Here is a 12,939-nt window from a genome sequence, read left to right on the forward strand (position 1 = left end):
CTTTTGTTGATTTAAAAACATCACGTAGGAGGTTTGTCTATGAAACGTTTTCTATTTATTGGATTGATTATGAGTGCGATTGCAGTCGGATGGTTTTTTTCACGTGATCCATTTCGACATCAACCACCAGAACCTACCGTGACAATCGAAAACCGTGAAGTAAAGGTATATAGAGGTACCTATAGTTGGTCAGGCATGTTTCGCGGGGAAACAGCTGATGCAAAGGCCGAAGCCGTCGATTTAGTAAAAGGTGATTCGAGTACGCGAGCCAATCCTGAAGATCGATTGACGATTCGTTTTGAAGACGGACCAGCTCCGAAGTCCATCGCGATGGTCTTATGGTCGGTCAAAGATCATAAAGAGATGAAAACATATAAGAAGATTGAGCGGATTACCGTTCCTTCGACTCCCGGAAAGTATGTCTATCAGATTAAAGCCGATTGGAAAGAAGGTAATGGCGATTTTGCCTTTCCAATTGATGTGAAATGAAAAACAGAAAAAACATATTGACAGGATATATGTTTAATGATAAATAAATCGAATACTGACCTCTTCTTAAGTTGGAAGTGGTTTTTTTCGCGGAATATAGTAAATAAAGCACTAGTTTTGATTGATTTAGTCTGAATAATCAGAATATATGAACATTTGAACGAAAGTGTATTTAAATGTTTCGGGTTCTAATGAACGGGAATAAACACACCATACACATAATATTTCATGTGTTGAATCACCTAGGTGAAAGAAGTTAATAATCGTAAAGGAGAGGTGCAGATGAATGGGTTCAATCGATTCTTACTCGTCATCATAGGCATACTCGGACTAATCAGTGTCGGGCTGCTTGTGCTCGGTGTGTATGATGTTCCACGGCTTAGTTCGTTAATCGAGCAGTGGCAGGATCAGCAATGGTATAGCTATACCGTTCTATCCATTGGAGGATTTTTAGCATTCGTATTCGTCATTCTATTATTCACAGGATTATTTAGCCGCTCGAAAGGTCAACGACTGTTGATTCAAACGGGTGACGGAACGATTACGATTTCGAAGGAGACGATCGAACGGACGGCTTTAGAGTCGATTCGTGGGATCGGTGGTGTACGGACACCGCGTGTCCATGCCGATATCCATTCGAAAAAAGAAACGGTCGCTTTAAAAGTCGACTGCTCGGTCTTTGGACAAGATGGGTTACCGACGATTGCGAAGGATATTCAAGAACGAGCTAAACAAGCTGTCGAATCCTTACTTGAGTTGCCAGTAACGAGTACGAAAGTCACGATCAGTGACACGAAAACGAAAACATCGGAACGTGTCGTCTAAAGGAGGAGAGGGAACATGAAGACAAGAGAAGCACTCTATCCGTATCGGTTCCGACTGATCGGGGGACTTGCCGGTCTAATCCTCGCCATCTTATTCCTGACGATTGGCTTTGGTCCGACAATCCTTATCGTTGCCTTCGCAGCAATTGGATTTTTAATTGGAAAATGGCGCGATGGTGCGCTCGACATTGAAGGGTGGATTCAGTTCTTTCAAAAGGACTGATTCATATATAACTTACTAAACATTTAAAAGGAGAGATTTCAAATGGCAAACGAAGTAAACCCAACAACTGAAAACGAAGTGGTACGCGAGAATAAATTGACATTCGAAGATCAAGTCATCAAAAAAATTGCTGGGATCGCGTCGAACGAAGTGACAGGCATCTTGTCAATGAGTGGTGGATTCATGAGTGGACTGACGGATCGTCTCCGGAGCACGGAAGATATCACAAAAGGAATTGGCGCTGAAGTGGGAGAACGTCAAGTTGCACTTGATTTGAAAGTCATCGTCGAATACGGCAAAAATATTCCGTCAATTTTCCAAGAGACGGTCGCTAAAATCAAAAAATCAATCAGTGACATGACAGGTCTTGAAGTCGTTGAAGTCAATATGCATGTCGAGGACGTCATGACACGTGCCGAGTTCGAAGCTAAAAATAAATCAAACAACGAACAAGAAGAAAAAAGCCGCGAACTGCAATAAGCAAGTCGAAAGACCCGCCAAACTCGTCGGGTCTTTTTTTATGTGTGTAAAAAATGACGTAATTTTCAATAGTAGCGGATGGATGAGGTACGATATATATAAGATTGATCATTGTTTGAGAAGGGGATGTATCTTTGAAACAAAACGATCCGTATTATATCTGTCCCGTATGTGGATTTGATAAACTCGAGGGTCCGCCATATTATGAACACTTTGCGGGGAGTAACGAAATTTGTCCATGTTGTGGTTTCGAGTTCGGTGTGGATGATTTCGACTGCTCGGAAATAGACATGGAACAGTTGTCAGATGAAGAAATCGTTAGACAAGCATATGAAATTTATCGACAAAACTGGATTGATAGTCACTTTAGATTATTTGATCCAAGTATATTCCAAGCATCGTTGAAAATCGGACGGCGACTACGTGCTGAAGTCGCGATGAACCAATTACAACGAACTAGCTATAGGACCTGACGAAACTCGTCGGGTCTTTTTTTCATGGAATCGACATGACGTTTGATACATTTGATGATGAGAACGGGAATAGATTAGTATCATGATAGACGAAAGGATGATTCAAGATGCGACTAACAGGAAAAACGATCATCGTCACCGGAGCCGGCTCAGGAATGGGTGAAGCCATGGCAAAATTGTTTGCACAAGAAGGCGCACGAATCGTCGCAGCGGACATTCGGTTGGAAACCGTTGAACGGGTCGTCTCTGACATCAAGGAAGCGGGCGGAGAAGCGATGGCTGTTGCGAGTGATATCGCACAACAAAAGGCAGCAGGACAACTCATCAAACAAGCAATCGACGCTTTCGGTAAACTGGACGTTCTCGTCAATAATGCCGGGATCATGGACGGGATGGAGGGCGTGGCAGACATCTCAGATGAACGTTGGGATCATATCCTTGCAGTCAATACGACAGGAACGATGCGTCTGATGCGCGAAGCGGTCAAACACTTTAAAGAAGTCGGAGGTGGCGTGATTCTGAACAACATCTCGATTGGCGGTCTGAACGGTGCCCGAGCAGGAGCAGCCTATACGGCTTCCAAACATGCCGTCATCGGTCTGACGAAGAATACCGCCTTCTTTTATGCCGGAGATGGTATTCGCTGTAACGGAATCGCACCTGGCGCTGTCGAGACGAACATCGGACAATCGATGTCGAACCTGAATGAATTCGGGATGGGGCGCGCGATGCTTGGCATGGGTCTCAATCCACGAGCCGGTCAGCCGAATGAAATCGCAAATTTGGCATTATTTCTCGTGTCCGACGAGGCGAGTTTCATCAACGGGGCAATCGTCGTCGCAGATGGGGGATGGAGTGCGTATTAAATTGAATACTTTATTTACTAGATTTTAATTTAAAATAGCAGGAACTTGTCGATATAAGGGATAATATGACAATAGGTAAATCATGACCTTAGTTTGAATCCAGGGAGGAATCGGCATGTCGATGCGTGAGCAAGTAACACAGGTCACCGACACACAAGTCATCCGGGCAATCGAACAAAATCTAGCCATCATTCGTTTTGACGATCGACGCAAAGTCGCATACGTAAATGAGTTGTTTGCCCGGACGATGGGGTACGAAGTGGAAGAGTTAATCGGTAAATACCATCGTGATCTCTGTTTTCCGGCTTTCGTTAATAGTCCAGAGTACGAGTTGTTTTGGCGAAAATTGATGCAAGGCATCACGTATCAGGATAAGATTGAACGCCGGGCTGCTGACGGACAACAGAAGTGGCTCGAAGCGACATATATGCCGATTTACTCGGATGACGGACGTCGGGTCGTCGGGGTCTCGAAAATTGCATCGGACATCACGATTCGCCAGCAGGACGTTTTACGAATGGCGGCCGAACTCAACGAAACATCAGCTTTCTTGACGGTCAAATCGGAAAGTGGTCGACAAGACGGTTTGAACGTTCTTGCGACTGTCCAACAAATCGAGTCGGAATCCGTCGAGAACTTATCGAGTCTTGTCGCCTTGCGTAAAGATGCAAACTCGATCACTGACATCGTCAAGACGATCCGTGAAATTGCCGCGCAGACGAATCTACTCGCCTTGAATGCGGCCATTGAGGCAGCACGTGCTGGAGAACATGGACGCGGATTCGATGTCGTCGCGACCGAAGTCCGAAACCTGTCGAATAAAGTCTCGCATTCGATCGGAGAAATCAAGGAGAATATCGAAGGGATCGTTGAGCGGATCAAGGAGGTCTCGCACAGTATCGAACGGATTTCAAGCAAGGTAAAGGATAGTACCGGTCAGCTTGAACATACGGTGAGTGAGTTCGATCAGTTGGCTGATTCTGCGAAACAACTGGAGCACCAGGCAAAACAATTCGTCGATGTCTTATGAACGAGTGACACTATTTAAATAGACTTAAGAAGTCAGACCCTAGGTCCGGCTTCTTTTTATGCATTTACAAAAAAATATGGCAAACAATTAGCAATGCAATGCTGTTATAGAGGTAGAAAAAGAATACGAAAAGATCGCAAATAAAGAAAATATCACACTATTTATTTCACTTACCAAATTTACTCTTGTAATTTTAAATCCGACATAAAGTTTAATCTATACAATTGGTTCATGCTACTAAAACCATAGTCTTTAGAAAAAGAGTTTGATATCCTTAGGGCTTACATACCTTGTATGTTCGAAAATTACTTTGAAGGGATGTGAACCAATGATTTTTGAACCAACTACTACATCATTTGTCTTACATATGAAGGTCCAACTAGTATGGTGAGTACTCAACCGAACCACAAAACGTTTTGGTTACTTGCCTATCCGCTCATTCTCTCAAGTATTGCGACACCGTTGCTTGGTGTGACCGATACCATCGTCATCGGTCAATCGGATGATCCGCGCGCGATCGGTGGCATTGCTGTTGGTGCCGTCTTCTTTAATACAATCTACTGGTTGTTCGGCTTTTTAAAAGTCAGTACGACAGGATTCAGTGCTCAGGCAAGCGGCGCGAATGACGCCCATGCCTTACGGATTTCGCTCTACCGACCGCTGTTCCTAGCAGCTTGTATCGGTTTGCTCATTTTGTTATTCCGCCAGCCGCTTGAACAGATTGGACTCTATTTACTTGCGCCACCCGCTGATTTGCTGGATGCGGTCAAGACATACATCTCGTACCGGATGATTGGCGCACCATTCGTCTTGATGGGTTATGCGTTACTTGGCTGGTTAATCGGAACGGGACAAGTCAAACATGCTTTGTTCGTCCAATTATTCAGTATCGGGGTTAACGTCGTACTCGATATTGGATTCGTCTACGGATTGAACACCGGTGTTGCTGGAATTGCGCTTGCGACCGTCATCGCGGAAATCAGCATTGTCGCCTGCAGTCTCTATCTGATTCGGAGTCATTTGTTGATGACGCGCGACGAACTGCGTGCCTTGACGGATTGGCACGCCTACCGGAAATTCTTTCGTGTCAATCGAGATTTATTCATTCGAACGATTTTCCTGTTACTCGTTACCGGCTGGTTTACACGAGCGGGAGGACAATTCGGACCGGATATCCTTGCAGCCAATGCGATCCTACTGCAGATTCAGTATCTGATCTCTTATTGGTTCGGTGGACTCGGTCATGCGTCAACCGTTCTTGTCGGTCGGGCGAGAGGGCATCAAGATCAGGAAGCATACCGGACGAGTGTCCGTTTAGCACGGACGTTCGGATTCTACTCAGTCGTGTTCTGGTCACTTGTGCTCCTATTCCTTGAAACACCGCTGCTTCAGTTGTTCACTTCAGAAGAATCGATCCTAGACGCGGCGCGCGACTATTATCTCTGGATCATCATCCTACCGCTGATTGCCGGGTGGGCGATGATTTACGAAGGAATCTTTGCTGGTCGTGTCGAGGCAACTCCAGTCCGGAACTCGATGATTCAAGCAGGGATCGGTTTTGCGATTGTGCTGTTGTCGACATCAAGTTTTGACAATCAAGGAGTCTGGTCAGCATTTCTGACGTTCTTTTTAATCCGCTCTTTATCGTTGATCCTCGTAGAAGTGAAACAATGAATAACCCGAAGTTCCCTCATGCAGATGAAGGAACTTCGGGTTATTTGTCGTCGATCGCTAAAGGACGGACGAATAGGGCATTCAAGTGATGGACAAGGACATGACGCAATCGTTCTTTCGGGAGACGTTCTGGTCGAAACAGCGCATGAAAGGCTAATCCATCAACGAGTGCTGCGAGACGTTCGCTCTCAAGCTCGATGTCTATATCTGCTCGGAACGTACCGTCCGGAATCCGTGTCAGTAATACCAGACACATGTGGTAAATATCGTCTGGATTCTCTGTTGATTGAGACGCATATGCAGACATCATGAATTGGAACCAGACCTGCATCTCAAGCTGATGCTCAGGTGCATACGGCAAGACTTCTAGTAAGACGTTGCATAACGTCTCTTCTGGTGTTCCTCCTCTCTCGAAAATGGTTGTAATGCGTTCTTGGACCCGTTCTTGAACGAGTTGCATCGAGAAACGGAGCAATTCTTCTTGGGTCGTGAAGTAATACCGTAAGGCACCAAGGGACAGACCTGCTTCCTTGGCGATCGTCCGGACGCTAGCTTGTTCGATACCGACATTAGAAATCGTGCGCCACGTTGCTTTTGCGATGAGGCGTTTTCGTTCTTCGTGATTGACTTGTTTTGGCATACATTAAGTATATCAGCTTTTTTAGCACGAATGTATTAAAAAGACTAGTCAAGTGACGAATGTGATGTTATCTTTATAATACAGTCGTATTAAAAAAGGAGAGGATCACGATGCAACTCGTCGCTTGGGCAATCGTTTGTTGTGAAATTCTATTTTGGGTATTCATCGTCGCAGGACTGATCGTGCGTTATGGATTCAGACGAGAGAAGCTCGGTTTTCGATTGATGGCGATGTCACCCGTGATTGATATCGTCTTACTGGTCTTAACAGTGTTTGACTTAAGTCGCGGTAGCACAGCTACGCTTGCACACGGACTTGCTGCGATTTACATCGGCGTATCGCTCGCATTTGGGAAGCAGATGATTGCTTGGGCGGATGGGGTGTATCGCCGGGTGATCCTCAAGGAACAAGTAGCAAAAGAACGCATATCGCGTGCGCGACGGGAACGCAACGGATTCTATCGGCACATCCTGGCATTCTTGATTGGTGGTGCCTTACTCGGAGCAATGATTCTCTGGCTCGGAAATACCGAACAAACCGAAAGCCTCTTGCGGACGTTACAACTGTGGGGACTCGTTCTTGTGATTGATGGCGTCATCTCGATGAGTTATACCGTTTTTCCAGCTCGCTCTAAATAAAAACGAACCTTGGCTGTCAGCGGTCGACAGTGAAGGTTCGTTCCCGAATCGTATTCGTATGTACTTCTTTCCGGGCGTCGATTGAATCCAGAATGTGGATGATGTAGCGACGTCCTTTTTTATATCCAGTACGCGGTGGTTTGATTCGGATTTCTTTGCCGTCTAGGACTTCAATCTCCGTTTGCATCCGCTCACCATTTGAATCCGTCACGGTAACCGTACGGTTTGAGACTTGTTCCTTACGTAGTCCTTTCGCGTATTCGATGTCGAAAGTATGATACGAGGAGATGGAGCGGGCACGTGATTTGAAGTGTGGCTCGTCCGTCCGTTCGTCGAGAGTGCAGTAGCAACCCGTGAACAAGAGGCTCGCCGAGAGGAGTATCGAAAATAGATGTTTCACGAAAACGCTCCTTTATGTATTTGGTAATTTTAGTATAAGACAAATTTTGGGTTACGACAATCCTTCTTGAGACTGAGTCGTTGACATCTATTGAAATTGAACAGGTCCATGCTATAATCGACCGAGAGAAAGGAAGCGATACACCATGCCAGTACAACCAGACCAACGTGAAATCATCGTCTCGATTCGGACGAGTTATGACTTTAAAGCTGATACCGGACGCGCAATCCGTGTCATCGAGTTTCACGGACGCCGGACGACACTGTTCGATACGTTCGAAGCGTCTTCACCAAAACGAATGATTTTGATCGAGATGATCCGCGCCGTCCAATCTTTCAAGGAACCCTTCCACATCATCTTCAACGTCGAGTGTAACTTTGGCTTCAAGTATTTGACGGATCAGCGGAAATGGGAAAACCGGGACGTCGGGAATACGTTCCTCGACTTGATTGAACAAGGCGGTCATACGTATGAATTACGGGATTGTTCGTTCTATGAAGGCGGTAAAGCCCTCCAAAAATGGCTCGGCAACACATTAAAGCAAAATAGCTGACAAAAAAGGCTGATTCCACAATGGAGTCAGCCTTTATCCGTTGCATCGATCGTCTCGCTTTCGAGATATCGGTATAACGTACTTTTACTAATACCGGTCTGTTCTCGTATATCAGCGAGCGAATACTCTTTGCTTTGATACATCGCAATCGCGCGGCGGACATTTTCATCGGGTTTGCGCGGTCGGCCGGTCTGTTTTCCTTGCTCTTTTGCTTTTGAGAGTCCGGCACGCGTTGACATGCTGATGACATCACTTTGCAACTGGACCAGGTGGCGGGCCGTTTCAAGGAACGACAAAGATGTCCGTTCGCTCGTGCGAATCTGTTCGCGGAGCGACCACAGTGTCGCGCCACGTGTCTCCATTTGTTCGAGCATCTCAATCAAGTGTCGCGTCGAGTCTGCTAAGACATAGAGATGCGTGACGATGACTTCGTCTCCCGCTTGCAGCGTCTCAAGCATCTGTTCAAGTTCCGTCCGGCGTTTGGCCGAATCATGGGTCTCAACGACACGTACCGTCACATCAATCTGATTCGCCTCTGCTTGTTGCGCAGAACAGTCTGGATCATCCGGATAGGGTCTCATATAGAAATATTGCATGGATGAAGCTCCTCTCTGTCGATCACGATCGACGTCAGTTCCTCATCAGTATACCGTATTCTCACCTTCGTGCCGTAGAAAACCGAAAACAAGCCTTTCTTCTCATGTTCGGATCGACTAATTTGTGGTAAATTGAGTGGAAGTAAGTTTCTCGGACTCATCCTTATACCATTCATTCTTTTTAAATGAGGTGCTCATCATGAACAAAGAAGATCATCAACTCGCCCGTCAGCTTTTGACGACCTATTTCATCGGAACACAATTGGCGACGGTTCATGTCGCAGGCTACGTCACGCTCGAATTCATCAATTTGTTCGATACGACAGCGCCTGAACTGCGACTTCGGATCGAAACGGACCGTCTATTTTATGGTGATGTCGAGACGACACAGAATTGGGTCGTTCGCCATGCAACAAAGGAAGAGATGCTACACTTGATCGTCTCATTGCACGCGGAACGGATCACGGGTGTCCGGATCGGCAAGACGGCACCACATTTATTCTTGACCTTCAGTAACGGACAAACGCTCGTCCTGAACGGATCGGATACATATTACGAATCGTGGGCGATCGATATCGGTCTCGCGCCACACCGAGCCGACGCGACGATCGTTGCCGTACCGGGTGACGAACTAGCCGTCTTCTCCGGGATTGGTGAACAAGTTGAAGACTAAGTGGACACGCATGGAGTGGTGTGATTGGATCATGCCGCTCGTCGCGTCACGTTATCCGGATCATTGTGCCGTCTTACTTGCCGGTAGTCATACGCGAGGACAAGCGATCGTACAATCAGATGTCGATTTAATCATCTTTGAAGCAAGGCGACGGCAGGCATATCGGGAATCGTTTACCTATGACGGTGTCCCGATCGAAGCATTCGTCCATTCCTTTGAGACGATCGCGCATTTTTTCGAGAGTGACCGGGAACGTGGTCGCCCGTCCCTGCAACGCATGATTGCTGACAGCTGGACGATCGAGGATCATCCACACCTTGCCTCTGTCCGCAAGGAAGCCGTTCAACAATTGGCAGATGGACCTGTTGCGTGGTCGAATCCGGAGCAACAACGCGCGCGTTATTTTTTAAGTGACTTGCTCGACGACTTCGAGAGTGTGACGAACCGCGCAGAAGGTCTAGCGATTGCATCACGTTTATATGAACAGAGCATCGAATTCGTCCTTCGTGCCAATCAACGCTACATCGGACAAGGGAAGTGGACAATTCGTGCTCTTGCGGAGTTTGACGAAGAATATGCCAGTCGACACACAATGGCTTTTGAGTTGTATTATCAGTCGAATGACCGCCGAGCCGTCATCGCGTTAGTCGACGATTATCTCGCACCGTTTGGCGGGCGTTATTTTGACGGCTTTATGCTCGGCAAAAGATAACAAGCATATAAAAAGAGACACGTTTTCGGTCGATGATCCGAAAACGTGTCTCTTTATCGTTCGCTTCTGTTTAACGCCAATGGGACGGACGGAGCAAACGCGGCGGTAACTGTGTCGCTGCATTGCCGATTGCGGCATTGATTTGTGCTTGTGTCAAAAAGAGCGCGTCTGTCAAATCCGCGTCTTTGACGTTACAGTCTCGCAGATCAGCTCCGAGAAAGTTGACACCGCACAAACGGCTATTCGACAAGTTCGTCGCCAGCAACCACTGGTTCTGAACGCTGGCACCTGAAAAATCTCGTCCTTGTAGCTGTTTTCCTACCCAGTCGCGTGGTGTCTGGTCGCGTCTTCCGCTATACTGAACTTGAACACGAGAAGCGATCATTTCAAGGAGGGGGCGGACGGTTTGACGGATTGACATCAGGTCAAGCCGTGCAAATTGATCCGCCGGTAAGGCAGCGTATCCGGTCAACGCGACAAGCATCTCATCGAGTTGATTGTGCATGTCACGCGTGACATCACGTTTTCCGTCCGTTACGTACCACATCATCTCAAACAAGTGAACCATCTTCGGGAAGGCAGCATAAATCGCTTGGCGTCGCTTTGGTGCATCATCGCCTTGAAACGTCCGCTGTGACAAATGTTGCCCGGCACCAAAACAATCATAGACGGTACAGCCTTTGTAGCCGCTATTGCGTAACCGCTCATGGATGCGGCAGCTGTAATCCGCGTCAAGATTGCGACACGGTGTCGCTTCCGGTTTATCATGACCGAAATCACTGGATTTCGAAAAAGCGAGTGCCGTACAACATAAACCAAAACACTTCGTACAATCAATTTGGAATGTGGGTTCCATCGTATTCACCTCCACTACTACTATAGCAAGAAAGGAGTCCGGATATGCTGCAATTTCAACTCAATGAAAATGAAGACGGACAAGATTGGATCAGACAACAGGTGCGACGCTATAACGTCGAGACTTCGCCGTTTCATGCCAAAAAACGGTTAAATGGAACACAAGCCGTCACATTACTTGCGATGCGAAACGATCAACCGATCGGTGGCATCACAGGAGATGCGTATTGGGGCTGGGTACATATTGAATGGTTCTTTGTGGTCGAGGAGGAGCGGGGAAGTGGACTTGGCACGACGTTATTTCATCGATTAGAAACATGGGCACGAGAAGCAGGAATCGACCGAATCCGTGTTGAGACCTTTTCATTTCAAGCGCTCTCGTTTTATGAACGACAGGGATTCATCGAAGTCGGGCGAATCGATGATTATCCTCCGGGTGCTAGCTATCACCTGCTCGTCAAGCAGGTCGACCGATGAAACGCCGACTTCTTTTTATTTTAGTTATTGGATTAGTACTCGGAGCATTGACGGGGATGTACCAGCGTCCAGAGACCCCTTCCTTCACTGCAAAAACGGTCACGAAGTTATATAAACAGATGACGAACACATCGATCGAAGCGCGTGATGTCTACTTCGTCGAACGATTGTCTGAACATTATGCCGTCGCATATCTTGAAGCAAAACATGATCGCTTGTTTCTGCTCCTGCAACAAAATGATGAGGCACAACGAATCGATCGAATCATTCGCACCAAGCAGACGACGGAGGCGGATTGGTTCGAGGGACGGTTACTTGCGACACCGGAAGGTCGGTATCTCGTCGCCTACGGCATGAATGGCTCAAAACAAATGAAAACGATTCGGTTCGAGCCGTATAAGATGACGGCTGATGGGGAAGTACCATTACGTCCGATGCAGCGCTCGTTAACCGTCGCGGGTCAGGAACGTTTCCATACCATCCAACCGTTACCGGACGCCTTCCCGCATTCGCTCTACTTCGAAATGATCGCGACGCGTATGGATGGAAAAGAGACGATCCAACGCTTGACGTCATTAAGCGAAAACGCATCTGCGTTTTCTATGACCCGTGACTTTTAGTATACTGAAGACGAAAAAAAGGGGGAAAAGAACATGTGGATCGTCATGAATCAGCTACACGTCGTGAAGGGCGCAGCAGATCAAGTCGCAGCGCGTTTTAAGACGACGAAGGGAATCGAACGGATGGAGGGGTTCCACCGGATGCAAGTCCTCGTCGATATTAGTCAGGAAGAAGAAGACATCGTCACGATCATGACGACATGGTCGAATCAAGCGGCGTTTCATGCATGGCAGGAGAGTCAAGCGTATAAAGGGGTTCACCATAAACGAGATAACGGAACGTCCGAAGTCAAACCGCTCGTGACGTCGAATACCGTCACGGAATATGCGATCGTCGCCGACCATAGCGCTGCAACAGAATAAATACAAGACCCCTGAGAGGATTCTTCTCGGGGGTCTTGTGTGTAATAATACATTAGATTGTTTTACCGTAATCTGGGTATATTCTAACAAACTAGATGAAACGAGGTGGCATCGCATGGTCTATCGTAAACCTGTCGTCTCTAGCCTATCCGTCCTCGGTGGTATGATCCTGCTCTTCGGTTTCTTGACGAGCGGTGGCTTCATTTATCTCTACTTCTTCGTCTTACTGTTTGCTTGCGTCTCCTTCTTACGTGAACCGTTGACACGTAAAGAGTGGTTGCGAGAGGGGATCGCCTTCATCTTCTGGTGTTCCTTGATTTATTTACTACAACACTTCGTCTTCATGACATAAG

19 protein-coding genes are annotated in these 12,939 nt (G+C 47.0%); 15 read left to right on the plus strand and 4 right to left on the minus strand.

Translation table 11 applies throughout. From position 1 onward, the window contains the following. The first annotated feature begins 39 nt into the window (after nucleotides 1–39). The 7 genes from B2U10_RS08590 (at nucleotide 40) to B2U10_RS08620 (ending at nucleotide 6,059) form a co-directional block, all read left to right on the plus strand. Entirely contained in the window at nucleotides 40–489 is a 450-nt protein-coding gene (locus B2U10_RS08590) for a hypothetical protein (RefSeq protein ID WP_290786831.1), read from the plus strand. Between the two features lie 282 nt (nucleotides 490–771). Further along, nucleotides 772–1,314, plus strand: a complete 543-nt coding sequence (gene amaP / locus B2U10_RS08595) for an alkaline shock response membrane anchor protein AmaP (protein ID WP_290750529.1) — start codon at nucleotides 772–774, stop codon at nucleotides 1,312–1,314. A 15-nt stretch (nucleotides 1,315–1,329) separates the two neighbouring features. Continuing rightward, nucleotides 1,330–1,536: a DUF2273 domain-containing protein gene (locus B2U10_RS08600; protein ID WP_290750526.1), complete on the plus strand. Its 207-nt coding sequence runs from the start codon at nucleotides 1,330–1,332 to the stop codon at nucleotides 1,534–1,536. Between the two features lie 42 nt (nucleotides 1,537–1,578). Next, on the plus strand, nucleotides 1,579–2,016 hold the full coding sequence (locus B2U10_RS08605; RefSeq protein WP_035407860.1) for an Asp23/Gls24 family envelope stress response protein: 438 nt from the start codon (nucleotides 1,579–1,581) through the stop codon (nucleotides 2,014–2,016). Nucleotides 2,017–2,596: 580 nt separating this feature from the next. Beyond that, on the plus strand, nucleotides 2,597–3,355 hold the full coding sequence (locus B2U10_RS08610; protein WP_035407863.1) for a glucose 1-dehydrogenase: 759 nt from the start codon (nucleotides 2,597–2,599) through the stop codon (nucleotides 3,353–3,355). A gap of 115 nt (nucleotides 3,356–3,470) precedes the next feature. Next, nucleotides 3,471–4,385: a methyl-accepting chemotaxis protein gene (locus B2U10_RS08615; RefSeq protein ID WP_290750521.1), complete on the plus strand. Its 915-nt coding sequence runs from the start codon at nucleotides 3,471–3,473 to the stop codon at nucleotides 4,383–4,385. A gap of 384 nt (nucleotides 4,386–4,769) precedes the next feature. Further along, nucleotides 4,770–6,059 (plus strand): MATE family efflux transporter, encoded by a 1,290-nt coding sequence (locus tag B2U10_RS08620; RefSeq protein ID WP_290786833.1) that lies wholly within the window; start codon nucleotides 4,770–4,772, stop codon nucleotides 6,057–6,059. Between the two features lie 40 nt (nucleotides 6,060–6,099). On the opposite strand, the gene B2U10_RS08625 is transcribed toward B2U10_RS08620, so the two are convergent. After that, nucleotides 6,100–6,699 carry a TetR/AcrR family transcriptional regulator gene (locus tag B2U10_RS08625; RefSeq protein ID WP_035407868.1) on the minus strand — a complete coding sequence of 200 codons (600 nt, stop codon included), beginning with the start codon at nucleotides 6,697–6,699 and terminating at the stop codon, nucleotides 6,100–6,102. A gap of 110 nt (nucleotides 6,700–6,809) precedes the next feature. Between B2U10_RS08625 and B2U10_RS08630 the strand changes: the two genes are divergently transcribed. Next, on the plus strand, nucleotides 6,810–7,337 hold the full coding sequence (locus tag B2U10_RS08630; protein WP_290786835.1) for a hypothetical protein: 528 nt from the start codon (nucleotides 6,810–6,812) through the stop codon (nucleotides 7,335–7,337). 16 nt (nucleotides 7,338–7,353) lie between these two features. Here the strand turns inward: B2U10_RS08630 and B2U10_RS08635 are convergent, their stop codons facing one another. Then, nucleotides 7,354–7,737 (minus strand): hypothetical protein, encoded by a 384-nt coding sequence (locus B2U10_RS08635; RefSeq protein ID WP_035407873.1) that lies wholly within the window; start codon nucleotides 7,735–7,737, stop codon nucleotides 7,354–7,356. Between the two features lie 145 nt (nucleotides 7,738–7,882). Between B2U10_RS08635 and B2U10_RS08640 the strand changes: the two genes are divergently transcribed. Next, complete coding sequence (locus B2U10_RS08640) at nucleotides 7,883–8,290, plus strand: hypothetical protein (protein WP_035407875.1); 408 nt, start codon at nucleotides 7,883–7,885, stop codon at nucleotides 8,288–8,290. A 26-nt stretch (nucleotides 8,291–8,316) separates the two neighbouring features. On the opposite strand, the gene B2U10_RS08645 is transcribed toward B2U10_RS08640, so the two are convergent. Next, entirely contained in the window at nucleotides 8,317–8,886 is a 570-nt protein-coding gene (locus B2U10_RS08645; protein WP_290786837.1) for a recombinase family protein, read from the minus strand. A 199-nt stretch (nucleotides 8,887–9,085) separates the two neighbouring features. Between B2U10_RS08645 and B2U10_RS08650 the strand changes: the two genes are divergently transcribed. Together B2U10_RS08650 and B2U10_RS08655 are read left to right on the plus strand one after the other, a co-directional pair. Beyond that, nucleotides 9,086–9,559: a hypothetical protein gene (locus B2U10_RS08650; RefSeq protein ID WP_035407879.1), complete on the plus strand. Its 474-nt coding sequence runs from the start codon at nucleotides 9,086–9,088 to the stop codon at nucleotides 9,557–9,559. Between the two features lie 10 nt (nucleotides 9,560–9,569). Further along, nucleotides 9,570–10,271 carry a nucleotidyltransferase domain-containing protein gene (locus B2U10_RS08655; protein WP_290786839.1) on the plus strand — a complete coding sequence of 234 codons (702 nt, stop codon included), beginning with the start codon at nucleotides 9,570–9,572 and terminating at the stop codon, nucleotides 10,269–10,271. Nucleotides 10,272–10,341: 70 nt separating this feature from the next. Here B2U10_RS08655 and B2U10_RS08660 read toward each other — a convergent pair whose 3' ends face one another. Further along, nucleotides 10,342–11,127, minus strand: a complete 786-nt coding sequence (locus B2U10_RS08660; protein WP_290786841.1) for a pentapeptide repeat-containing protein — start codon at nucleotides 11,125–11,127, stop codon at nucleotides 10,342–10,344. 44 nt (nucleotides 11,128–11,171) lie between these two features. Here B2U10_RS08660 and B2U10_RS08665 point away from each other — a divergent pair, with 44 nt between their 5' ends. From B2U10_RS08665 to B2U10_RS08680, 4 genes are all read left to right on the plus strand, one after another. Beyond that, nucleotides 11,172–11,603, plus strand: a complete 432-nt coding sequence (locus tag B2U10_RS08665) for a GNAT family N-acetyltransferase (protein WP_290786844.1) — start codon at nucleotides 11,172–11,174, stop codon at nucleotides 11,601–11,603. After that, nucleotides 11,600–12,223, plus strand: coding sequence for a hypothetical protein (locus B2U10_RS08670; protein WP_035407887.1), 624 nt, complete (start codon nucleotides 11,600–11,602; stop codon nucleotides 12,221–12,223). Before B2U10_RS08665 ends, B2U10_RS08670 begins: the two co-directional genes overlap by 4 nt. 33 nt (nucleotides 12,224–12,256) lie before the next feature. After that, the gene (locus tag B2U10_RS08675) at nucleotides 12,257–12,586 is read left to right on the plus strand and encodes an antibiotic biosynthesis monooxygenase (RefSeq protein ID WP_035407890.1); all 330 of its coding nucleotides are present in this window, start codon (nucleotides 12,257–12,259) and stop codon (nucleotides 12,584–12,586) included. 115 nt (nucleotides 12,587–12,701) lie between these two features. Further along, the gene (locus B2U10_RS08680; RefSeq protein WP_035407893.1) at nucleotides 12,702–12,938 is read left to right on the plus strand and encodes a hypothetical protein; all 237 of its coding nucleotides are present in this window, start codon (nucleotides 12,702–12,704) and stop codon (nucleotides 12,936–12,938) included. Nucleotide 12,939 lies beyond the last annotated feature (1 nt).

Origin of the sequence: Exiguobacterium sp. UBA7533 (genome assembly GCF_002479335.1) — a bacterium.
Taxonomy (GTDB): domain Bacteria; phylum Bacillota; class Bacilli; order Exiguobacteriales; family Exiguobacteriaceae; genus Exiguobacterium_A.